21 protein-coding genes and 1 pseudogene are annotated in these 21,871 nt (G+C 45.0%); 8 read left to right on the top strand and 14 right to left on the bottom strand.

Annotation, left to right across the window (positions count from 1 at the left end; genetic code table 11):
* Window positions 1-4: 4 nt before the first annotated feature.
* Window positions 5-565, top strand: a complete 561-nt coding sequence (locus DQN70_RS02600) for a shikimate kinase (protein ID WP_042225792.1) — start codon at window positions 5-7, stop codon at window positions 563-565.
* Here DQN70_RS02600 and DQN70_RS02595 read toward each other — a convergent pair.
* From DQN70_RS02595 to DQN70_RS02580, 3 genes are all read right to left on the bottom strand, one after another.
* Window positions 480-2,096, bottom strand: a complete 1,617-nt coding sequence (locus tag DQN70_RS02595) for a ComEC/Rec2 family competence protein (protein ID WP_023938740.1) — start codon at window positions 2,094-2,096, stop codon at window positions 480-482. The genes DQN70_RS02600 and DQN70_RS02595 overlap by 86 nt on opposite strands.
* A 3-nt stretch (window positions 2,097-2,099) precedes the next feature.
* Window positions 2,100-2,756, bottom strand: coding sequence for a ribulose-phosphate 3-epimerase (gene rpe / locus DQN70_RS02590; protein ID WP_023938742.1), 657 nt, complete (start codon window positions 2,754-2,756; stop codon window positions 2,100-2,102).
* A 363-nt stretch (window positions 2,757-3,119) separates the two neighbouring features.
* On the bottom strand, window positions 3,120-3,692 hold the full coding sequence (locus DQN70_RS02580; RefSeq protein ID WP_023939976.1) for a sigma-70 family RNA polymerase sigma factor: 573 nt from the start codon (window positions 3,690-3,692) through the stop codon (window positions 3,120-3,122).
* Window positions 3,693-4,090: 398 nt separating this feature from the next.
* Here DQN70_RS02580 and DQN70_RS02575 point away from each other — a divergent pair, with 398 nt between their 5' ends.
* From DQN70_RS02575 to DQN70_RS02555, 5 genes are all read left to right on the top strand, one after another.
* Window positions 4,091-4,471, top strand: a complete 381-nt coding sequence (locus tag DQN70_RS02575) for a hypothetical protein (RefSeq protein ID WP_023936702.1) — start codon at window positions 4,091-4,093, stop codon at window positions 4,469-4,471.
* A gap of 108 nt (window positions 4,472-4,579) precedes the next feature.
* The gene (locus DQN70_RS02570; RefSeq protein WP_023936701.1) at window positions 4,580-5,242 is read left to right on the top strand and encodes a YiiX/YebB-like N1pC/P60 family cysteine hydrolase; all 663 of its coding nucleotides are present in this window, start codon (window positions 4,580-4,582) and stop codon (window positions 5,240-5,242) included.
* Between the two features lie 201 nt (window positions 5,243-5,443).
* Window positions 5,444-5,992 (top strand): hypothetical protein, encoded by a 549-nt coding sequence (locus tag DQN70_RS02565; protein WP_023939984.1) that lies wholly within the window; start codon window positions 5,444-5,446, stop codon window positions 5,990-5,992.
* Window positions 5,993-6,120: 128 nt separating this feature from the next.
* A complete protein-coding gene (locus DQN70_RS02560; RefSeq protein ID WP_023939987.1) occupies window positions 6,121-6,750 on the top strand; it encodes an IMPACT family protein in 630 nt (209 codons plus the stop codon).
* Between the two features lie 60 nt (window positions 6,751-6,810).
* Window positions 6,811-8,043, top strand: coding sequence for an L-serine ammonia-lyase (locus tag DQN70_RS02555; RefSeq protein ID WP_036888304.1), 1,233 nt, complete (start codon window positions 6,811-6,813; stop codon window positions 8,041-8,043).
* A 16-nt stretch (window positions 8,044-8,059) separates the two neighbouring features.
* Here DQN70_RS02555 and DQN70_RS02550 read toward each other — a convergent pair whose 3' ends face one another.
* From DQN70_RS02550 to DQN70_RS02530, 5 genes are all read right to left on the bottom strand, one after another.
* Window positions 8,060-8,350, bottom strand: coding sequence for a DciA family protein (locus DQN70_RS02550; protein ID WP_023936694.1), 291 nt, complete (start codon window positions 8,348-8,350; stop codon window positions 8,060-8,062).
* Between the two features lie 5 nt (window positions 8,351-8,355).
* Window positions 8,356-9,459 (bottom strand): DNA replication/repair protein RecF, encoded by a 1,104-nt coding sequence (recF, locus tag DQN70_RS02545; RefSeq protein WP_023939991.1) that lies wholly within the window; start codon window positions 9,457-9,459, stop codon window positions 8,356-8,358.
* Window positions 9,460-9,499: 40 nt separating this feature from the next.
* A protein-coding gene (gene prfB / locus DQN70_RS02540; protein WP_111759317.1) for a peptide chain release factor 2 occupies window positions 9,500-10,625 on the bottom strand; the annotation gives its coding sequence in 2 pieces (ribosomal slippage) (window positions 9,500-10,561 and window positions 10,563-10,625; 1,125 coding nt in all).
* Window positions 10,626-10,943: 318 nt separating this feature from the next.
* Window positions 10,944-11,702: a hypothetical protein gene (locus DQN70_RS02535; protein WP_148292746.1), complete on the bottom strand. Its 759-nt coding sequence runs from the start codon at window positions 11,700-11,702 to the stop codon at window positions 10,944-10,946.
* Window positions 11,703-11,869: 167 nt separating this feature from the next.
* A complete protein-coding gene (locus DQN70_RS02530; RefSeq protein ID WP_023936688.1) occupies window positions 11,870-12,460 on the bottom strand; it encodes a hypothetical protein in 591 nt (196 codons plus the stop codon).
* A gap of 549 nt (window positions 12,461-13,009) precedes the next feature.
* Between DQN70_RS02530 and DQN70_RS02525 the strand changes: the two genes are divergently transcribed.
* Window positions 13,010-14,128 (top strand): site-specific integrase, encoded by a 1,119-nt coding sequence (locus tag DQN70_RS02525; RefSeq protein ID WP_023939996.1) that lies wholly within the window; start codon window positions 13,010-13,012, stop codon window positions 14,126-14,128.
* Window positions 14,129-14,630: 502 nt separating this feature from the next.
* Here the strand turns inward: DQN70_RS02525 and DQN70_RS02515 are convergent.
* Together DQN70_RS02515 and DQN70_RS02505 are read right to left on the bottom strand one after the other, a co-directional pair.
* Window positions 14,631-16,847 (bottom strand): hypothetical protein, encoded by a 2,217-nt coding sequence (locus tag DQN70_RS02515; RefSeq protein WP_042225796.1) that lies wholly within the window; start codon window positions 16,845-16,847, stop codon window positions 14,631-14,633.
* A 724-nt stretch (window positions 16,848-17,571) separates the two neighbouring features.
* The gene (locus DQN70_RS02505) at window positions 17,572-18,000 is read right to left on the bottom strand and encodes a DUF3408 domain-containing protein (protein WP_023940000.1); all 429 of its coding nucleotides are present in this window, start codon (window positions 17,998-18,000) and stop codon (window positions 17,572-17,574) included.
* A gap of 711 nt (window positions 18,001-18,711) precedes the next feature.
* Here DQN70_RS02505 and mobA point away from each other — a divergent pair.
* Window positions 18,712-19,125, top strand: a complete 414-nt coding sequence (gene mobA / locus DQN70_RS02490; RefSeq protein ID WP_042225798.1) for a conjugal transfer protein MobA — start codon at window positions 18,712-18,714, stop codon at window positions 19,123-19,125.
* 20 nt (window positions 19,126-19,145) lie between these two features.
* Here mobA and DQN70_RS02485 read toward each other — a convergent pair whose 3' ends face one another.
* The 4 genes and pseudogenes from DQN70_RS02485 to DQN70_RS02470 form a co-directional block, all read right to left on the bottom strand.
* Window positions 19,146-20,126: a helix-turn-helix domain-containing protein gene (locus DQN70_RS02485; RefSeq protein WP_023940006.1), complete on the bottom strand. Its 981-nt coding sequence runs from the start codon at window positions 20,124-20,126 to the stop codon at window positions 19,146-19,148.
* Window positions 20,127-20,230: 104 nt separating this feature from the next.
* Window positions 20,231-20,650: a hypothetical protein gene (locus tag DQN70_RS02480; RefSeq protein ID WP_023940008.1), complete on the bottom strand. Its 420-nt coding sequence runs from the start codon at window positions 20,648-20,650 to the stop codon at window positions 20,231-20,233.
* A gap of 63 nt (window positions 20,651-20,713) precedes the next feature.
* A complete protein-coding gene (locus tag DQN70_RS02475) occupies window positions 20,714-21,181 on the bottom strand; it encodes an HU family DNA-binding protein (protein WP_021645814.1) in 468 nt (155 codons plus the stop codon).
* Window positions 21,182-21,485: 304 nt separating this feature from the next.
* Window positions 21,486-21,713: pseudogene (locus DQN70_RS02470) on the bottom strand (hypothetical protein); the annotation flags it as partial.
* Window positions 21,714-21,871 lie beyond the last annotated feature (158 nt).

Below are 21,871 nucleotides of genomic sequence, written 5' to 3'. Positions count from 1 at the left end.
TTCCATGTTGGGCAACGAACCGATCTATCTCGTGGGGTATATGGGCTCCGGCAAAAGTACCGTCGGACGCTATCTGGCCGATATACTCGGCTTCCGCTTTATCGATACAGACTTTTTTATAGAGAACCGTTTTCGGCAAAGGGTACAGGATATGTTTGCTTCGGTAGGGGAAGAAGTATTCAGGCGAAGAGAAAAGGTCGTGATCGAGGAGCTATCGGGGATGACCAATGCTGTGATTGCCACCGGAGGAGGACTGCCTTGTTTTCACAACAATATGCAGCTGATGAACGATACCGGTATTACTGTCTACCTCAAAGTGACCAATGAGATCTTGGCTAAACGGCTGGAATTATGCGGAGGGACTCGCCCATCGGTCAAAGGCAAGAAGGGAGAGGTTTTGCTACATCACGTGGTCGAAGCAATGGCCGTGCGCGCCCCTATCTACGATACAGCCAAACTTGTAGCTCCGGCCGATACACTTATGACTGATAGCGATGAACGCCGTCTTGCCACACAGATTGCCGCAGAGCTAAGAATCTACGCCAATAAAGAGCCGCAACAATAAAAAGCCCCCACAGCAGGAAAAGGAGCCACAGCTGTGGGCGATAGTCAATGCTCGGGAGAGTAGCCAATTCTATCCTTTCCAACAGATAGCTATTGGCCGAAGATAGCAGGCGTATCGGTTCTGTCAGAAGAGAAGCTCCCCCTATTCCTGTCAAATTCCAAAGAACATAAATCAAGGCTAACGGAATAAGCAAACTTGCCAAAATACCCAGAGGGATATTGGTCAAAACTGAAATGGCTGCTCCATGACCAAAGTAGTAAAGACAGAGAGGCAAACTCAGTGGCTGCACAGCTACTGCGATCGCAAAGAATGACCACAGATAGCGCAGAAGAGGATTGCGCAGATCGGGTAGAAGTCTCTGCAAAAGAGGGAAAAAGAGCAAAATCGAAAATACGGATACATAGCTCAAACAAAATCCCACATCATACACATAGAAGGGATTGTATAGGAGTAATACCAAAGCTGAAGCTGCAAGCATATTCATGCTGTCTGTCTCTCTGTACATCCATCGTCCCAATAAGACAAAAGAGAGCATCAGAGCTGCTCGCAAGGTAGAAGAGGCAGCTCCGGTTACAAGGGCAAAGGCCCAGGCAACGACCAAAAGCAACAGATCGGAGAAAACACGGCCATAAGAGATACGCCTCAGCGGATAGGTAAGCAGCAATACCAATCCAACCACAACCCCCAAATGAAATCCACTCACGGCCAATAGGTGAGCAGCTCCGGCCTCTGCATACTGTTGGTACAGTCTCTGCGATTCTTTTCCCCTACTCAAATTCCGACCAAGTAGCATAGCCGATAGGGCTGCCTCTTCTTGTGTCGGCAAGCCGAGCGTAGCCAGAGTGGCACGCATTTTTCTGTTTACATGAAAGATTTTTTGAGAGAGGGCAGAAGAATCGAGGCCAACCAGCTCAGCCGCATTTCCGCTATAGCCGGTAGCAACACAAGAGTGAGAGAGGAGGTAATGTGCAAATCCTTTTCTTTCGTCTTGTAGAAGGAGTTGCGACACCGGCACAAGCTGCAATGTTGTCTTTACCAGACTACCAGGGATCCATTCCTGTGCATCCTCTACGGATTTGGATTGGTAGAGCAAAATATCGGCTCCCTGCCAAAGGCTATCTCTTTTGGTAGATCCAACAGTATAGATCCGTGCTCGATAGCGATAATTGCTCCCTCTGTCGGAAGCTGGCGATTCTATCCGGACAAGAGCCTTGATTGACTGCTCTTGCGTGTAAGGATCTACCGATCTCAGTCTTGTGTAAGCCGGAAAAGCTCCAATGAAAAGACAAAAGAAAAAAGCGGAGAAACTCCGTGCCAACTGCCTGGCCAAGGGATTACCACCTCGGAGCAGTGGGCTGTATGCCAGCCCCATGAGCAATAGGCTGATGAGGAAGAGGGCGATAAGTGGTATCGAAGATTGTAGCCGACCGGACATAAAAATGCCGGCGACCAGAGGGAGGGCAATCCCCACCGCTGGACGCCGGCTAAGTTCATAAGGCAAGAGCCCGATTTGCCGATCTGTCGGCTTCATGTTTTATCGTTTCAGATCACAAAGACCGGAAATAGCTGTCAAAGGGTCGGCATGACCAAACACATAGCTACCAGCCACAAGCGCATCGGCCCCAGCAGCCACCAGTCTGGCTCCTGTCTGTTGATTGACTCCGCCATCCACTTCGATAAGTGTAGACAGTTGGCGTTTGTCTATCATTTCTCGGAGGCGTTGTACTTTCTCAACACTATGTTCGATAAATTTCTGTCCACCATAACCGGGATTTACACTCATCAGCAATACCATATCCAATTCTTCCAACACATCCTCTACCACCGACACGGGAGTATGAGGGTTGAGTGTTACGGCCGATTTCATCCCGGCCTTCCGAATAGCAGTAAGAGAGCGATGTAAATGGGGGCTGACTTCGTAGTGGACATTCATGATGTGTACTCCCAATTCAGCCAATCGATCGACAAATTTCATCGGCTCTACAATCATCAGATGCACATCCAAGGGCTTCTTTACGATAGGCGCAATAGCCTCCAGTATGGGGAAGCCAAAAGAAAGGTTAGGGACAAAGACTCCATCCATCACATCTATGTGCAGCCACTGCGCCCGACTGCGATTGACCATCTCCACATCTTGCGCCAGATGCAGAAAATCAGCTGAGAGAAGAGAGGGAGATACAATAGTATTCATTGTTGCAACAATAATTTTAGAGAGAAGACCACCCCACAAAAGTCCACTGTACCCCGAGGGAGTTGTCTTTGTGGAGCTGGTGATCTATTGCTGCAAATTTACAATATCCTGGCCAGATGCCGCAAGGTCGAGAGTGTAGCCAAGTGTCTCGCCGAGCATCGCTCGCTCTCGGATTTCAATAAGATGGTGAGTGGAGACTCATCCGCAAAAGAGTAACTTTTTTTCATAGGCTCGTTTCTTTGAATGTCTTTGACAAGAGGGAGGCAAGGAGCTACATCCACAAAGAGACAGGCAGCACAACCTCCCTCTCGCCACAACAACGACAAGTGACGCCTATTTATTGCTACCGGCCGCAGATTTTCCTCATCCCACTGCCATTCGTCTGAGATTGATCAGGGCATAGCGCATACGCCCCAGAGCGGTATTGATACTTACACCGGTATGATCGGCAATCTCTTTGAAACTCATATCCTGCCAATAACGCAGCATGAGCACTTCTCGCTGCTCCATAGGCAGCTGGGTGAGCAGCATATACAGTTCGCTGAGTTGCTCCCGGTGACTTATTTTTTCCTCGGCATTGGGCTCTTCGCAGCCGATAAGCTCCAGCGGGTCTCGGCTTTCCTCTCGTGGGGCTTGCCACTTGAGGTCAGTCTTTTCCCGTCTGTAATGATCCATGATCAGGTTGTGCGCGATACGCAGCAACCAGGCTTTGAACTTGCCCTCAGCTGTGTATAACCCACGTTTGAGCGTCATGATCACTTTCACAAAGGTATCCTGGAAGATATCCTCTGCTATATCGGTATCGCTTATGGAGAATCGGATGTAGGTGTGGACTACCGCATCGTAGCGATCGAGCAAAGCATCGAACGCCTTGGCATCTCCTTCTGTGTACATACGTACAAGCTGATCGTCGGTCAGCTTAGCATATTCAGTCATAGCTTTTCTGCTTTGTTGTTTTTACTCAGAAGGTAATGTCTATCCTATAGGCAGAAATGTTTTTGCGGTTTGTACTTCAGCGAAAGTATACCTAATCGAATAAATATGCAAATGAGGCTCTAAGAGTATGAGGAACGGTGCCTTGAAATTGTCGCATTCTGCAAAGTCAACCAAGTGACAAGTTGTAATTGCCATTTGAAGCTCGTACAAAGGGCTCAAAAGGTCGGAAAAAAGGAGTACGACATCTGTGTAAAGAGAGCTATAGAGTTGCGGTTTTGCTGTTAATAAAGAATATATACCTTTGTCGAAAGTCCGAGATGTGCCAGTGGAGACATGCTTCCCTCTCCTTGGCTATAACGTGACGGGGAAGTGATACTAAAATTTATCTCAGTAGAAAGATGAAGAAATTTGTTTTTACAGCCGTTGCGTGTGTAAGCTTGTTGTTTGCCGGCTGTAGTTCGGAGAGCAATTCCGACAAGGCCAGAGAGGCAGTAAAGAATTTTGAAGAGTGCATGTACAAGAGAGAGTACGACAAGGCCAAAGAGTATTGCTCCGAAGATGCCAAGAAATTGGTAGACCTTGCACAGTCTTTCAATTCAGTGCCGGGTATCGATTCCCTGATGAAGAACGAAAATAAAGAGGAGTACACCTTTCAGGCTTTGGAAGACAGCGTGGGCAAGGAAGCCGGCTGGGTGAAGTATATCAATGCCGAAGGAGACACTACAGTTTCTCAAGTGATCCTGAAAGACGGCAAATGGCTTGTGGATAACAAGAAGTAATCGGTAAGAAGAAGCCCTTATCGTAATTATAAGCAGTCCCATAGATCGTATCCTATCGATTTATGGGACTGTTTCTCTTTGGGATACTCCCTCAAAAAAGAGAGGATAATGACAGACACAAAAGACAAGAATTCTCATCATACAAATATATCTCTCCCCCGCCCCTCCTATATATTCATCCTGTGCACATTGCTGCTTTGTAGCCTGCTACCAGCTTGCAAAGACAAATCCGGAGGAATGGAAATAGCCATTCCCGACTCGTTGGAGCTTCGGACCGGAGATTTGGTGTTTAGATTAGGGCGAGCCTGGTACTCCAAGCTCTTTCGGGACTGGGCTTCCGAGAGTCATCTGTACAGCCATGTTGGAGTGATCGGTATTGACTCTTCGGGGCGGTCTTTTGTTTATCACTGCGAAGATTATGCCTCTGCCGGACACTATGGCGCATGCCGAGAGCCATTGGATAGCTTCATGATGGCTTCGGCCAATGTCGGCATTTATCGGCTGGATAGTCTCAGTACTAAGGATCGAGAAAGAATCTTGGCTCAAGCCAAAGATTACTTGGCTTGTAAAAAGCCTTTCGACTACAATTTCGATTCGGATAGCGACGAAACACTCTACTGCACGGAATTTGTGGCTCGTTGTCTGCTGAACTCTTCTATCGACACGATAGCTCGCAGTGCATCTTGGCAAGGACATAAGACCTATGGAGTGGATGACTTGTTGAACCTACCCGGCTGTCGCCTTCTGTGGTTTGCCTCCGCAGAGCTTTGATAGATTGAGTGTCCACCTTTTTGGATATAAAGTTTGTTGTACCACGGCGACAGCAGACAGCCCGATGGCTTTAGTGTGGCTCTGAACTACCCGATCCCATTCATTTGCTATATTTGCCCCGAAAGGCCATACAAATATGTGCCTGAAGAGTGATCATTTAATCAGACAATAATTATCAAAACAGCAAACAATACCTCTACAATGAAGAAGATTTTGCTCTCTATCATCTCTTTTTTTGCCCTCTCCGTGGGCATGGTAAACGCACAGAGTACCACTTTCGATCAAGGTACCGGTACACTCAATCTGGGTATCGGCATGGGTAGCTCTCTCTACTCAAAAGGTTACAACATGCTCATTCCCCCGGTTTCTCTGGCTTACGACCATTGTGTATTGAGCGGGTTTCTCAATCAGAATGGCTCTGTGGGGCTGGGCGGATACACCGGCTTTACTTCCTCCAGACTAAAATATGGCAATGCCAAAGCCGATGAAAGCCATATTGTATTCGGCGTACGTGGTACGTTGCACTACGAATTTATAGAGCGACTGGATACCTATCTGGGCTTGATGATCGGGTACGGACTATCCACAGTATCTTCCAACATATACAATGTCAAGACCGAATCCGAATGGAACTTTGCCAACAGCGGATTCTTTGGTATTCGATACTTCTTTACTCCTGCGTGGGGGGCGTTCTTTGAAGCTGGGTCGGGAATATCCTATGCCACAATAGGAGCAACCATGCGCTTCTGACAAATCAAACGCCCCGAGAGTCTTCGCTCTCTCCGTGCGAGATCTCCCGAGGCTATTGTATACAGAAAAGAGCAAGGTCGATAAGCCTCCAAAGGCATCGACCCTGCTCTTTTGCTATTTTTGTACTGATGACAGGCGATACTTACTATACCATAGCTGCAAAATCCGAGTCTTCTCTCACAGAAAAGCGTAGTCGCTTTCTGGCCTTTCTGGAGCCGGTCTGTACAGCCGAGCAGGCTTTGGAGATCGTGGCGACTTACCGCAAGAAGTACTATGATGCTCGGCACGTGTGTTGGGCTTATCGTTTAGGGGCGGACGGTATCGAGCGTAGCAACGACGATGGCGAGCCCTCCGGCACAGCCGGCAAACCCATACTGGGGCGTCTCGTCTCTGCTGACCTTAGCGATGTGGTAGGTATCGTGGTGCGTTACTTCGGAGGTATCAAACTCGGAACCTCCGGTCTCATCGAAGCCTATCGAACAGCTATGGCTATGGCCATTGAAGAGGCGGATCGTTTGCCTGTCATCCGCAAGGAAGAGATGGATATTCAGTTCGGCTATGAGCTGATGGGCGAGATTATGCGATTGGTGAAAGACTCATCGGCAGAAGTCATAGAGCAAGATTGCAGAGAATCCTGCCGATTGAGGATCCGTATTCGAGCCAATGATAGCTCGCAACTGAAAAGCCGTTTGAGCTCTCTCTATGGTTGCCAGCTGTCCGTACCGAACGAAAAGACCGACAGCAGTCAAGCCGAATGAACCAGATCTTCCCTAACAAACAAAACATATTCAGACTTCTAAATCACTGCAGCCATGCCCATGGATAGTATCACTCAGGTTTTTCGTATCGGTCACGGACCAAGTAGCAGCCATACAATGGGCCCCAGCAGGGCAGCCATGCGTTTTTTGGATCAATGCCCCGGAGCCGCTTCATACAGAGTAACACTCTATGGCAGTTTGGCAGCCACAGGTCGTGGTCACCTTACCGATGTGGCCATACTTGACATATTGCAGCAATCGGCCCCTACGGAGATTATCTGGGAGCCTAAAATCGTTCTTCCATTCCACCCCAACGGGATGCTCTTTGAAGGATTGGACAGCAAAGGGAACATACTGGACAGCCTTACGATATTCAGTATCGGAGGAGGGGTATTGGCTAATGAGCAGTTCAACGAGCAGCAGTCGGCCGAGGTCTATCCGCTTAGTACGATATACGACATCCTCAATGATTTGGATGCCAGAGGAATGAGTTTTTGGGAATATGTGGAGGAAAACGAAGGCCCTCAGATATGGGATTTCCTCTCGGAGATATGGGCTGTAATGCGTCGTGCCGTGAAAGAGGGGCTCGAAGCCGAGGGCGTATTGCCCGGAGGATTGGGGCTGCGAAGAAAAGCAGCCAACTACCACACAAGAGCAGCCGGCTATCTCCCCACGATGCGTAGCCGTGGCAACCTCTTCGCTTATGCCTTGGCTGTGGCAGAGCAAAATGCCAGCGGAGGAGTGGTCGTTACGGCCCCTACCTGCGGCAGCTGCGGAGTAGTGCCCGGTGTACTCTATTTTTTGCAAGAACAACGAGAGTTTTCCGACAAGCGCATACTACACGCCCTGGCCACAGCCGGTCTTTTTGCCAATGTGGTTCGTACCAACGCCTCCATCTCCGGAGCCGAAGTGGGTTGCCAAGGAGAAGTAGGAGTTGCCTGCTCCATGGCTGCGGCTGCAGCTGCACAACTTTTTGGAGGCACACTGGCTCAAATAGAGTATGCAGCAGAGATAGGGCTTGAGCATCACTTGGGGCTGACCTGCGACCCGATGGGTGGCTTGGTGCAAATTCCCTGTATCGAGCGCAATGCTTTTGCCGCAGCCAGAGCCCTCGACGCTAATGTATATGCAAATTTCAGTGACGGCAGACACCGTGTAAGTTTCGATCAGGTTGTAGAGGTAATGCGTCAGACAGGCAAAGACCTACCGAGCCTGTACAAAGAAACTTCCGAAGGAGGGCTTGCGATCGCCTACTCTTTTTGCAAGAAAGGCGGTTGTCCGGGCTGCCACTAAGAGGGGAGGTTTTCCTCTATCTGAGAGATATATCCATAATCAGATTGGCGTTGATCTGCTGGTTGATTCGGCGGATCAAATCGCTTTTCTGCAAGGAGAGGGCATGGCGCACACTGGCAGAAGAAAGCCGGACAAAAAGAACTCGGTTATACACCTCACAGCTACGTATATGTCTGGCCAAAGGGCCTAAAAGCTCGGGGAATATGCGTTCGACCTCGGTTGACAAGAGTCTCTCATGCACTTCCGGCTCCTGACTCATCCAATCGCGAATTACTTCTCCGATCCTTTTCGCCTGCTTCTTTTTCATAGCCCTTACTCTGTACGGACCTGTCCCTTATGAATAACAAAGAGACGATAGTCGTCATATTGCTTGGCGATCATCTCGTCTAAGTGTTTGCGATTGGTATCGGTGATGAATATCTGCCCAAAGCTGTCTTGATTGACAACAGACATGATACGCTCTACTCGCTCGGAATCAAGCTTGTCGAAAATATCATCCAGCAAAAGTATCGGTCGCTCGGTAAGTACCGATTGCATGTGGTCGTACTGCGCCAACTTGAGGCTTATCAAGAAAGATTTGGCTTGACCTTGCGAACCGACCTTGCCTATCAATCTGGACCCGAGATTCATCTCAAGCTCATCTCGGTGGATGCCCGCAGAGGTATAGCCCAACAAGAGATCTCTACTGCGGTTGTCTCTAAGAGCCATGGCAAAGCTTTCTGCAGAGGTCTCGGACAAAGAAGGGCGATAGGCCAAAGAGACTTGTTCGCTATCAGCCGAGATAAGACGGTAGTGACGGGAAAAAAGCGGAACGAAATAAGAGATAAAAGATTGCCGAGCTGCCACGATCTTCGCGCCTTCCATGGCCATTTGCCATTCATAGACATCCAAAAGGGAAGGGTCTGGCCGCTCTGCCTTTAGGAGAGCATTACGGTCTGCCAAGGCTTTGTTGTAACGCATCAGACCGTCCATGTACACAGCCGACTGTTGGCAGAGGAATTGGTCTATAAAACGTCTGCGCTCACTACTTGTCCCCTGTATAAGCAGGTAATCCTGCGGAGAAACGATCACCAGAGGCAAACGCCCTATATGCTCGGCTATGCGTCGGTAATCTTTCCCATTTCGCTTGAGAATTTTACGCTTCGGAGGGGCTATAGAGAGTACTATCTCCTCTACAGCCCCTTCGTCGCTGAGGTATTTACCCTCCAGAATAGCCATATCCGCCCCTTCCTGTACGGCCAAGCTGTCCGGTATAGACAAGTGAGAGCGAGTAAAGCTCAGGTAATGCAGAGCATCGAGCAAGTTGGTCTTACCCATCCCATTAAGCCCGAAAAAACAATTGAGCTTGGGAGAGAAAAAACAATCTGTGGCCGAGATATTTTTGAAACAGTGCAACCTGAGACTTTGGGCTATCATAGCAGTAAATTATTACTGTTGCGTGAGATATATGTCCGGCTCAGATTTCGCCTACGGACTTGCCTCCCATATCCATCAAGAAAGCCTTGATAAAGTCGTCTATATCGCCATCCATTACGGCATTGACATTGGAAGTTTGCCAGCCTGTACGGTGGTCCTTTACCCGACGATCATCGAAGACATAAGAGCGTATTTGAGAGCCCCATTCGATTTTCTTTTTGCCGGCTTCCACCTCAGCTTGGGCGGCACGCTTCTTTTCCAGAGCCTTATCGTAGAGTTGAGAGCGCAGCAAACGCAAAGCATTCTCTCTGTTGTTGAGCTGAGAGCGGCTTTCCGTATTCTCGATTACGATCTCTTCTTCCTCTCCTGTATCGGGGTCTTTGTAGAGGTAATGCAGACGCACACCTGTCTCTACCTTATTGACATTCTGCCCACCGGCCCCACTGGAGCGAAAGGTATCCCAAGACAAATTTCCCTGATTGATCTCTATCTCTATGCTATCGTCTACCAGTGGCACAACGAAAACAGAAGCAAAAGAGGTCATTCGCTTGCCCTGTGCATTGTAGGGAGAGACACGCACCAATCGATGTACGCCATTCTCAGACTTGAGGAAACCATACGCCAAATCGCCCTCTATCTGCAAGGTGACGGTCTTGATACCGGCTTCATCTCCGTCTTGCCAGTTAGTTATGGTGACTTTATAGTCATGCTTGTCGGCCCAGCGTTGATAGAGACGGACGAGCATGGACGCCCAGTCCTGACTTTCCGTACCACCGGCTCCGGCATTAACCTTCAGGACGGCCCCGAGTTTATCCTCTTCAGCACGAAGCATATTTTTCAGCTCCACATCCTCTATCAACGAAAGAGCATGATGATAGGCCTCATCCAGTTCGCTCTCTTCGCTTATGCCTTCTTTGCAGAAGTCATACGCCAGCTGCACCTCCTCTACGGCCGAAACAATATCATCGTAGTAGCCGATCCAGCGCTTCAAGTCTTTGACTTTACGCATTTGCTGTTCGGCCCTCTGCTGGTCTTGCCAAAATTCCGGATCTTGTGTTCTGAGCTCTTCCTCCTCTAATTGTATACGACGCCTGTCGACGTCAAAGATACCCCCTCAGCGCATCCCGGCGCTCCAACAGAGAGTTCAGTTGGTCCATTGTGATCATTGATACATAAATTATTATTCGTGGCAAAGTTAGCAAAAGGAGCCCGTTGCCACGGTCTTGGATTGCTTCGGATTAGATAGATAAACCCTTGTATAAACCCCAAAAAGGCAATTGAACTTGCACTTTTTGTCGACTCTGCGGAATGCGGTAATCTTGAAGGTATTGAGGTCTGAGGCGCAAGGTGTATACCTATAGTTATGACCGAACTTAAATGTCGAAAATAACACAGTGAATATGTGTTATGCAATAGTCTCATAAAAAATGCAGGCTTCCCAATCATTGAGAGTGCCTGCATCGGAAAAACAGAGGAAAATACTTCTACAGAATACGAACAGAGAGCCCCAGACTCAATGAAGGCAACCACTGTGTCCACTGAACAACAGTTGGGACGTAATCCTGCTCCACCAGCACCAATTTATTGACATCCCCTTCTACAACATTGGGGCTTTCAAAACGAAGCATCCCGGAATAAAGTACTCCTACTCCCAAACGGAAAGAAACCCTGCCGGAGTCGGGAGCAGAATAGCCCAATCCCACTCCCACATAAGGCTTTATGGCATTTCCAAATATGGATGTCAAATGTAGCTCTCCCTCGTCAGTCGGACGGATAGTACACTGATTTCCATCCGTATCCTTGAACGAACTTTGCGGAAGGTCATCCGGGCTATCCCAATCATATACTATTGATTTTCCGCTTGTTGGGTTATTCAGCAAAGCCTTTGCAGAAACAGATATTTTCCCAAAGTATGCCCCGGCCGAAACGTGGAACATCCGAAAGGAAGAAAAGGGGTGATAGTCCACCAAAGCATATCCCATAGAAGAGAGTACAGATCCCTTCAAGGCAGCTTGGGGATCATACCCCAAAGATTCTTGGACGGAATTGGATACATCTTTGGGCAGCCCAAAAGATGAGAGAGATTTGTCTCTAGAAACACTCCACGAGAAAAAATTATAACCCAAACGAGCCGTCAACTTGGGAGTGAACCCTACAGCTCCCTCTATGCCGACTCCTCCCCAAACAGCAATGTGGGTTCCAAGTGCATAACGAATCTTGTCCATTCTATCTGTTCCATCCATAGACAAGTCCGCACCTTGGATCTCATCCGATTCTCCCACCGGAGAAGACAAATACAAGTCTCTACTATTCGCAGATAAGGACAAACTACATAAAGAGTACAGAAGAAGAAAAAGAAATAAGGTTTTATATCTGTTGTACATGACAGTAGACAAAAAAGTTTGTACCATTACATATCAGAAAGAAACCCTGTGACTTCTACTTTTATTGTCAGGACAGCCTCTATTTTGTTTGGTACAGGAGGTATCTGACCTTCACAAGTGAGCTTAATGGGAATATTCTTGCTCTGCAACAATTTCAAGAAGTCCGGTTTATGTATGATAAAATCCACTTTTTTCTCTGTTCCCTCTGTTTGAGAATCTCCCTCTGCAACTAAATCATATGGAGTCCCCATGTAAGCTTTGAATGTTCTGAAAGGAACGACATCCAAATCTTGAGGTTCGATGAAAAGAATATCCAATCCTTTGATTCGTACTCTTTGCAGGGCTTGAGGATTTATACCATGAGACTCAAGAGCCTCCTCATAATCCCACTCTATGATATCCTCGTAAAGAACTTTTTCCGAGCCTCCTCGCAATTCATTCGCCCCTGCAAAAGATGCAGGATCAATGGTAAAAGGAACTTCTTTGGCAGGGATAGTGATGGTAAGAGTTGTTGATTGGGGATCGATATTACCCTTTTCTACTTTACTGCATCCGACAAACAGCAGTCCCCAATACATCACGAAAAGAGCCATAGCCACGGACAAAAACTTTTTCATAGCTTCTCATTTTATTTGTTAATAATATTTTCACTCCCAATAAGACATATTCAATAGACAAGCCCCCCTTCGGCTTGTAACTTGGACACAAGTAACTCAATTATGGATGATTACATACCGAACGGCCCTCCGACAAAGATATATATATTTATCGACCTACATCTTTACCGTTAATAAAAGGTGTGTATTCACACGTTGTCGTTAGCAGAACTTGTGTTGGAGTGAGAATTTCAAAGAGAATTCTAAAGACGAGGACATTGTATAGATTCTATGCGGAAATATGGGAGTTAGGAGTAAGGGGAAGCGAGAAAAGGTTATCTGCTTGATTAACAGCATTTCTTTCGGTTTGGTGCATTGGCTTGCACCACGAAAAAAGGCAAAAAAGAGCAGTTGAAAGAGCGAGTTCAATTACCAAATCGTTCCCTTTTAGGGGCTTCGGAAGAGGTAAGCAAAAAGTGGTAACTAAAACGGTGTTTTCTCTCTTGTTTTCAATGTTTTGCGTAGTGGAAACTATCTCTTAGAGGTCTAACTTTGTAAACAAAAACGACAATGAAAGAAAAGACATTGAAGCTACTCTTTTACCTCAAGCGAGGCACACAGAGTAAGGAAGGTAAAAGTCCGATTATGGCTCGCCTCAGTGTGGGGCGAACAATGGTGCAATTCAGTTGCAAAATTGCTTGCTCTCCCCAGCTATGGGATAGCCGTAAGAGCAGACTCGTGGGCAAAAGTGCCGAAGCTGTATCTGTAAACGCAGAACTCGACCGCTTACAACTCGCTGTACATCGAGTCTTTGAACACTTGCAGAGCAGAAAAGGGGAAATAGTAACAGCTGAGGAGGTTAAAAACACGCTTTTCGGCTTAAACAGCGATAGCCAAGGCTTGCTCTATCATTTGGAAGGCTATTTGGCACGCTTTCGAGAGCGTGTGGGCATAGACCGCAGTGAACGCAGGTATAAGTGCATCTTGCTATTTCGCAAGCATTTCGAGGCTTTCATCAAACACCGCTATCGAGTAGGCGACCTGCCTGTTCAGAAAGTTGGTAGAGCCTTGGTTGAAGACTTTGAGGTTTATCTCTCCAGAGAGAAAGCTTTCAAACTCAATACCACGGCTGGCTATCTCTCTATGTTGGCTTCGCTACTGAAAGACCTATACAAACGGCATATCATCGACACTTATCCCTTCTTGGGCTATTCTATCCGCTGGGATGTCGGCTCGCCACGCTACATTACCAAGGAGGAGCTCTTGCGTATTATCGCCTTAGATGAAACGCAATTAGGAGATTATGAGCTAGTGTCAAGGGATATGTTTGTCTTTGCTTGCTATACAGGCTTATCGTACACGGATATTTACCACCTTACGGCTGAACATCTTGTCGAGGAGGGCGGTATGACTTGGATACGCAAGCCTCGCATCAAGACAGGCAATGTGTGCCACATCCCCCTCTTGCCCGAGGCTGCTGCCATCATCGAGCAGTACCGAGGTATCCACACCCGAGCCTTTCGCCACGAACCGCCCAAGGGCTATCTTCTGCCCATTCCTGGCTGTGATACGGTCAATATCCATCTGAAGAAGATTGCGAAGCTGTGCAAAATCAATAAATGCCTCACCTTCCATATGGCAAAACATAGAAAATTTCGTAAATATCAACTAACCAATAGATTAGTTTGATTGCCAATAAGGGATGGTAACGATAAGGAAACCAGTGAACTTCTACACTTTACCTCATTTTGCCATTTCAAAGAACCACTTTGTCTGCTGCAAAGATAAGAGTATATCGTGAGAAAAAAGAATTTTCTCTCTTGAAATTTTCGTAAAGTTGTCTGTTGGGCAGCCTTTTGTTTTCTGTGTATTCTATTCTTATGATGAAATGTAATCTCCGAAGGCTGCGTTTTTCACCTTACTCCTTACCCTGCACATCCACCACTTATGCCCGTGTATTATGTCAGAATCAGTTGTTCGTTGTCAGCGGCAAAAGTCCTTCCTGGCTTCTACGGACAAAAAAGGTCGAGGCGACAAGCCGTTACGGCGACAATTTTCGCTTTGAACCGACAATAAACATAATTACAGATTAAAGAGCAGAATTAATCGCTAATTGATACCACAAAGTTTCTATGAATACACACGATGACTTTTCTACGAGCACTTCAGTGTAATAGGGATTGCAAGCCTATTACACTAATTGTGTATTGGCCTCTTGATATAGTTTTTTCAATCTCCATACAGACATGTCGATAAGCGGTTCAAACATAAAACTGTTAAGGTGTATATTTTCGGGAGTTATCAGATTGACTTCTTTAATAAGTAACTGTATGTCGTTATTAGGAGAACATAGCTCTTCAAATTTCTTTGTGAGTGCAGATGTTTGATTTGATGTAATACGGTTATAAAAAATATTAAAATTCTCGATAAGCATTACTTGTTTTAGCTTGGATATCATATAATCTTCCGCTTTTAATCTTATGGCAGCAGCAAAAACTATCTTGTTCTCAATGTGAATTTCATCAAGAGTCGGCCGGCCACAAAGAGCTTCTGCCGTGTTGTAAATATAATTTTTTATATTGCAATCAGTATTTGCTGTTGGCAACCTATGTGCATCTATATTGTTACTCACAATTTGAGCAATGTCGTTTACTGTCAAACTTGCCGTTTCAGTTTTAACATGAAGACATGAGGTTAATTTAATATATTCCAGTTTCGAAGGCTCGGTGGAGATGTCTTTGGAATATTCAATAAGATTACGCACCAAAGGGATTAAGGCAATGAAGAATTCTGGTTTATCCGCATTGCTCTTTATGAGTTTGAATGGCTCTCTCAAATATTCAGCCTGATGAAATTTAATTTCATCATTAGCATCTTTATAGGCCATGTATGTGCTATTTCTTTTGACCCGTAGACGTGAGGATACAGTTCGATAGAAATCGAAATTGTGTGTAAGGATTATCATCTTGAATTTAGGGTCATCTTTCAAATCGTAAAGGCATTCAACTATCGCGTATTTGTTCTTGTAGTCAAAAGAATCTGAGACGTCATCGAATACAAGAATGTGCTCTTGCTCCCCATCAAGTTTCATCTTTTCGATAGCAAAGAGCAACTGTAGTGTATAGAACGCACGAAGCTCTCCTTTACTTAGAACGACTTCTTCCAGGACTTTTGACTCAACTTCTTTTTGGTCTGTTTGCGTTTTGTATTCAAAAGATAATGCCGCAGCTTCAGCATTAAGTAAAAGGTCGGTCTGATTTTTGATTCTTACTTCAAAGGGGACTGAAAACCTTCGATTGAAAATGCGTATCGTTTTTTCCCAAACAGCTCTTTGATTCGCTGCTTGTCGAAGTACGGAGTCTAGTGTCGGCTTGGCTTCTTGATAAGCTTCAAACAAGTCGTCGGCCTTATCCTTAAATTTGGTAAAATAGCCCTTCCATACCTCTTTATGAAAGTTGTCGTAGTCAAGTAGTTTGTCTACCAAGTCGGGATGGTTTTCGATTATCTCTTTGAATAGTCGTAAAGAATCGTTTGCGCTGGCCTTTTTGTCAATCTTTTCAAATGATTTTTTGACAGCGACATCGTTAAGTATGCCAGAAAGTTCGTTGCTAATTAAATTTGCAAGGGATGTTGCAGAATCAATAGTGGTTTTACCATCACCCAATATGATTTTATGGCTGACTTCAAAAAATGCATTGTCTGCAACAGATTTAGATAATTCGGAGGCCTGGTAAGTGCCAAATGTCTTACCATTATGCTGCTTAAATAGTTTCGAAGATTGTAATATGGCTTGGTACTTATCGGAATAATCTTTTAGGGCATCATGATTGGCGTCAATGAATGCTTTGACTTTACCACTTTTATCAAAGATGCTGTTGTATTTAAAATCATAGCATATTTCGTCACCTGAAACTTCTGCCATCACTTCTTCAAACTTGTTATAGAAAAGGCTCAGCTTGCTTTCACAGAATGTTCGAACAAACTCTAATATAATGTCAGTGCTTCTTGCATGATCACTAATGTCCTTGAACAATGCTTTTTGCTTTTCAGATAAGGTTTTTAGGATATCATCATATTGTTGCTTCAACGAACTGTCAGCGAGAAACGATGTGATGTTCTTTGGCGTTTCTGAATCAGGCTCTTCGCAATTTGATACATATATTGAGGCTGGTAATATGGCATTATCATGTTCATCCTTTATTTCTATACTCCCAGCAACATCTGCTACTACATCCTTGACTTTGTCAGCTTTCCCTTGCCCATATAATTGTAGTGTTTTAGCAAAAGAAGTCTTCATTAAACCGTTAGGTGAATAAATAAGCACCACACTCTCCCCTTCGAAAGTCAATTCTTGTGAAAGTTTTGTAATGCCAAAGCAGTGTTCTAAGTTTAAGTTTATTTTATTCATTGTTTTAATACATGTCATTACGATATAACCTATTACAAAGGTAAGGGTATATCGTAAGAAAAAAGAATTTTCTCTCTTGATTTTTTCCTTAAGCCGTCATTGGGGCAGCTTTTTGTTTTTGTGTATTCTATTCTTATGATAAATGCAGTCTCCGAAGACTGCGTTTTTTGTTTTCGCCCCGCTTCTCTCCCTGCACATCCTTCACTTATGCCCGTGTATCATATCGGGATCGGTTGTTCGTTATCAGCGGCAAAGGTAGTTCCGGGCTTTCACGGACAAAAAAGGTCGTTGCGACAAGCCGTTTAGACGACAATCTCCACACTTCCATTTCATTGCAGGTAGTATTTTCGCCGTAAAACCTTGTTTGTCCTAAGCCCTACCTTTTTACGCCACTGAAACGAAAATGACCGACCCGACGGAAAGACGCATAAAAAAATGTCGGATATGCGAGAAGCAGGGAAAAAAGTTGAAACTCAAACTCCCTCACCTCTGAAATCCGCATAAAATCAAAAAAAACAGACAAGATGATTATTCCAATGTAAGGACGGGACGGATAACCATCCAAGAAGAACAAATGGAGTAAAGCAGTCGGCAAACCTGCCGACTGCTCCTTTCTTTCGTGAGCTTTGGGGGGACAAAGCCCCAAAAAAAATGAAAAAATCTCGTTACTTTTGACTGTGAGTTGATACGGCTCAAAAGTAACAAAAAGCCATTCCTAAATGCCTCACAATAGTTTCTTGAATTTCATTTCAGCCAATCTGTTGATTTCATCTTTGTAGGTCTCAAGATGATGTAGGATGATGTTCTCCACATAGATACCGATGGTCATATCTCTGTTTCTCATAGACATGACTATCTCCGCCAGCGTGTCTTGCAACTCTTTGGCGATATAGATGGTCTTGCGATTTTTCAAGGTGTTGCGACAGATGAAAAGCGACTCATAATCCCCCTTGTCGGACTTTCGCCTTTCTCTTCTTGAGACTCTTGAAAAATCCTTTGATATTGGTTCGTCATTGGGACGTTCCGATTCAACAAACTGCTCTTCTGATTGAGAGCGTTTTATCTCACTCTCTTTTCTTTTCATGGGAATACCCTGTGAGATAAGTTCTCGGATGGCAACGGGATCTACCTTGCCGTTTTGATTCTCTGTCATACTTTCTTGATTTCTATTGTTATACAATTCACTGTCCGTTTTGTTATCGATATATTTATTGATAAAGATGAATACTCCGCTATCGAAGATATGCCCGATAATCGGCTTGTATCAGCAGGGTTATATCCTTTCGTGCATACCCTTTCTGTGGAGATGTTTAATAAGTATCTATCAATACAATCGAACGATTGTATCTGCTTTCGCACATTCCCACGTTCGAGTGAAAGAATCAAGGATATGTTCTTTGCTATTCCCCCTCGCCTATATCGTTCATCGAAACGTGATGTTATCGAAGACGCACACCCTCACCGACATATTCGACAGTGCAAATATATGGCTCGGTGATGCTGTAATCAGTGTGATTTCCTTTAGTGCGTACTTGTGGCTTCGATTTGCGTATTTGTGGCTCTGTGAAAGGTAAGTGGTTTAGGCACAACGCTTAGTAACTTTGCCCCCAAGCGGTAAACCGAAGCCTTCGAGGCATAAAGCGTTCTTTTTTGAGTGAATCGTTTTCCGTCCTTCACGGACGGATTTATTTGCGTCGGAGCAAATAGCAAGGTATGTTTTATGCAGCACGAATCCGTTTTTGCTGCATAAAACCCTTGCTCTTGCAGAGAGCTGAAAAACTCCGAAGTCGTTTTTTCTTGGAAGAGAAAATTTCATGTTTCGAATGCCGGGTATGCCGTGAAACACTAAAATCCAAAGTAAGAAATGAAAATGAAGAAAATTAGCAGCGCACGCTCTAAAGAGAAGACTGAAAAGCGTGTTTCGGTCAATTTCACGCCGACGGAATACGCTCATTTCCTCACGATGAAAGAGGAAAGTGGTGTACGAAGTCTGTCCCTGTTTATCAAAGCAAGGGTATTTAATGAGACCTTTCGAGTGATAAAAGTCGACCGTTCGTTGCTTGATTACTACCAGAAACTGACGACTTTGTACGGGCAATTTCGCAGTGTCGGGGTGAATTACAACCAGACTGTAGTCGCAATGAAGAGCAATTTCACGGAAAAGAAAGCCTTTGCTATGCTCGCAAAGTTGGAGAAACTGACACTTGAATTAGCAATAATCGGAGGTGAAATCGTGCAACTGACTCGTGAATTTCAAGAGAAATGGCAACACAGATAAAGCCGTGTACTTTCTCAATTCTACAAAGAGTCGAGATATTGCTTGGGTTTTATTCTGTGATATTTGCGGAAAGCCTCTGTGAAGTGGCTGAGATTGGCATATCCGATTTTATAGCCTACTTCGGATACAGAGTAAAGACGAGTGGAAAGCAAACGTTTTGCCCATTCCATCTTTTCGGATAGGGCATAATCGGCAATCGCCTTGCCGATAACCTGTTTGAAGCATTTTTGTAGTTTGGAACTGCTCATTGCTGCTTCACGTGCCAGTTCGGGAATGCTCGGTACGTTGTTCAAACTTTGTAAAATCTGACGACGGACACGGAAGACAGCCTCCACATCGTTCAAATTCAAGTTGGAAAGAGATTTTACCTCCGAACGCTTTTCGAGTTTTTCAAGGAATATCGTCAGCAGTTCTATTGCCTTTCCGTGCAGATGGAGGGGAGAGAAAGGCGCATCGCTTTTGGCTATCGCCTTGATGCCATCCAATACTTGTTGCATCGCAGGTGTGATAGTCTCGAAGAGATAAAAAGACTTGTCCGACTGGAGCAACCGAGCAATATAGGTTTCGCAAGCCGTATCCATTTGCTCTATCCAATCCTTGTTGAAAGTCAATGTGATATTTTCATACTGTCGTTTGGGAGCGAAAGTCCATTCTGTAGGGATATTGCTCGAAGGCATAAAGATACCGTCAAGCGTGTCCACCCCGACCGTTTTCGTGCTTGTGCCGATAATCTGCTCGTGCTTATGCTCGTTGATATAGAACATCACAGGAATCCATTTCGAGTTTTCCACCGAGCGACGCACCATTGTCATCGGTTCGTATGACATGAAACTGATGTAGGTCAATGTGAGCCATGACAATGGGTAGTATTGCTTGAAAAAGCCACTGCCCACTGAGGGCGGAACGGTAAAAGCGTTATCCGTTACCGATGTGCCGAATTGTTCGGCAACCATCTCCATCCAATCTTCAGGATTACTGATTGCACAAAATTCTATGGTCATTTGTTTTTCTATACTCTTCTATACTCTGAAAATTTGTATTTAGACAGCAGGTAGAAGAACAATGAAGTCTATTAATTCTTCTACCTGCTTAGCAAGAATTTTCATTAATGGTTATTATTGATTATAGAATCAATGACTGCTTGAATATCTTTTGCTTGAGTCTGATTTATCAAATCCACCAATGATACCGAAAGATTTTTCTCTATCCAGATTATTTCTATACCATTCTTTTGGGCATAATCATTTAATGTCCTTGATGAACCTCCCCGAGTTCTTGTTGCTGTAACAAGAATGTCGCATCCCTTTTCTTCTGAGAAATTGATATTTTTCTCAATCTCAGAGCGATTATCTCCCCAAGTTGTTACAGCAATTTTCGTATTACCATAAGAGATGGAAACTCTTCTGTCTTTGGCAAAATCAACACTATATACTTCTTTGCTCTTATCTAATAGAGTTATTAGATGGTTAAGTGTGTGTGTCTTGCCAGTATTGCCACGTCTGTAAAGTGCAATTATTTTCTTCATATTGTAATGATGTTATTTAATGCGGAGCGACTGCCGATAGAGGCAATCGCTCCGCAGGATTGATTAAATTCCCAGACCTGAGTCCTCGTCCTCATTAGGTTTTGGTACAGAGGGCTTCGTGCCTTTCTTGGGTTTGGCCGTCGTTTGTTCGTAGCTCACATCGGTAAGTGTAAAGTATTTCTTCGATGGGCTGAGACGTACAACCGGTTTTTCGATATGCTTCTGCACATTAAAAACCTCGCCTTTAGGAACGGATTTACTCTTGAATGAAGGTTTGAGCGTACCCAAATCTCCAAACTCTACGATGTCGCCATTTGCTACGATGTCTCTGGCAATCTCGGTGGCGTAGTTCAATACGGCTTCCACTTCCTGACGGTTGAATGTGGTCGATTTCGCCACACGCTCACAAAAATTGCGGAAACTCACTCGATGTCTACCCGTTGGTTGGGCGATTTGCACGACTTTACCGGCATTTGCGCCGACGTTCAATTTGCGTTCTACAAGAACGAACTGTAATGGTTTGTTAGCCATAGTTCAATAGTTTTTCCTCCTTTTACTTCCCCCTGCCGAAGTCGGAGGTATTGACTTTCGACAAAGGCTTCTTGTTCGATAACGCAAATGTACTTGATTTATTGTAAAAAGCTCCTAAGCTTTTGAGTAAAAGCTTAGGTGTAATCAGATGAAAGCTTAGGTGCTTTTGATGAGTTTCTTATGAGTTCTTCCGTATATCGTATTTGGTTACTCAAACGCGACTAAACTTGAAGGTACTCCCACGGCAGTGATGATGGGTGTTTGGGAGCATTCGCCCGTCTTGGTATTGTAGAGGTCTCGGTATATTTAGTTTCGCCACCCCTTTTCTGTTGGTGGTTGTACCGTTCTTGTACGAAGGTTCGTTCAGACCTTTCCATTGCACCGTGGCAAATTCTATACTGTTTCCATTCTCTGCATCAATAACTTTTATTTCGATGGAATGCAGTTGTGCAAACATCGGATAGGCCCACAGCAATAGGGAGCTGACGATGAGCACTCTTTTGTATAAATCAACTATTGAGTCGATTGACATATCTTATCTGTTTATGAAAACTCGTGCAAAATTACCCGACTATCGAATAAAGAAATATCCCTACTATCCAGACCTATACCCCTATTGAGTTTTATATGTGTCAGGTTATCGTTTTCGGGTAGTGTAATGCTCATTCGGGTTATTTTGCCCCTGTGCGT

This window comes from Porphyromonas crevioricanis (assembly GCF_900476255.1).
Lineage (GTDB): Bacteria > Bacteroidota > Bacteroidia > Bacteroidales > Porphyromonadaceae > Porphyromonas > Porphyromonas crevioricanis.
The sequence above is the reverse complement of the archived record's forward strand: the minus strand, read 5'-3'. Positions and strand labels throughout refer to the sequence as shown.